The organism is Cereibacter changlensis JA139 (genome assembly GCF_003034985.1).
GTDB classification, from domain to species: Bacteria; Pseudomonadota; Alphaproteobacteria; order Rhodobacterales; family Rhodobacteraceae; genus Cereibacter; species Cereibacter changlensis.
Genome location: NZ_PZKG01000366.1, coordinates 1 through 1,031, shown reverse-complemented (window position 1 = coordinate 1,031; position 1,031 = coordinate 1). Strand labels below are relative to the sequence as shown.

Below are 1,031 nucleotides of genomic sequence, written 5' to 3'. Positions count from 1 at the left end.
CCCATGAGGCGCTGGTGCGCGGCATGGGCGGGAACTCCGCGGCCAGCGTGCTGGCGCAGATGACCGACGACAACCGCTATGCCTTCGACCAGCAGTGCCGGGTCAAGGCCATCGGGCTGGCGGCGGAGCTCGGGCTTGGCTCAACCCTCGCGAAGCTGTCGATCAACTTCATGCCCAACGCTGTCTACGAGCCGCGCGCCTGCATCCGCCAGACGCTGGCCGCGGCGGAGCGTATCGGCCTGCCGCCCGACCGGATCATCTTCGAATTCACCGAGGACGAGCGGCTGGACGCCCAGCACCTGCTGGGCATCCTCAGGGCCTACCGCGAGATCGGCTTCCTCACCGCGGTCGACGATTTCGGCGCGGGCTACGCCGGGCTGGAGCTGCTGACCCGGTTCAAGCCCGACATCGCGAAGCTGGACATGCAGCTGATCCGCGGCATCGACCGCGACCCGGTGCGGCGCGACATCGTCGGCCATCTGGTGCGCATGATGGAGGATCTCGGCGTGACGTTGATCTGCGAGGGGGTCGAGACGTTGGACGAATACCGCGCGCTGCGCGATCTCGGCGTGACGCTGATGCAGGGCTACCTGCTGGCCCGCCCGGCCTTCGAAGCCTTGGCCGAGCCTGTCCTCCCAGTCTGAGCCGCCCCGACTACAGCCGGGGCGGCGCGTCGCTCACTCCCCCGCGACGCGGATCACCAGCTTGCCGAAGTTGCGGCCCTCCAAGAGCCCGCGGAAAGCCTCTGGCGCGTTCTCCAGCCCGTCGACGATATCCTCGCAGTAGCGCAGCTGCCCGGAGGCGATCCAGCCCGCGGCCTCTTCCAGAAAGGCCGGGCGCTGGTCGGCGAATTCGGTCTGGATGAAGCCGCGGATCGTCAGGCTGCGGGTCAGCACCTGGCGCATCAGGCTGGGGAGCCGGTCGGGGCCGGCGGGCGGCGCATCACCCAGATTGTACTGCGCGATCAGCCCGCAGACCGGCACCCGGGCATAGGTGTTCAGCAGCGGGAAGACCGCCTCCCAGACCTTGCC

Annotated in this window: 2 protein-coding genes; one reads left to right on the top strand and one right to left on the bottom strand. The window is 69.1% G+C overall.

The window, feature by feature from the left end; genetic code table 11:
* On the top strand, nt 1-644 hold a 644-nt coding region (locus C5F48_RS24090; RefSeq protein ID WP_107666160.1), incomplete at its 5' end, for an EAL domain-containing protein.
* A gap of 33 nt (nt 645-677) precedes the next feature.
* Here the strand turns inward: C5F48_RS24090 and C5F48_RS24085 are convergent.
* Nucleotides 678-1,031 (bottom strand): zinc-binding dehydrogenase (locus tag C5F48_RS24085; protein WP_146170769.1); only part of this gene is annotated, 354 nt, incomplete at its 5' end.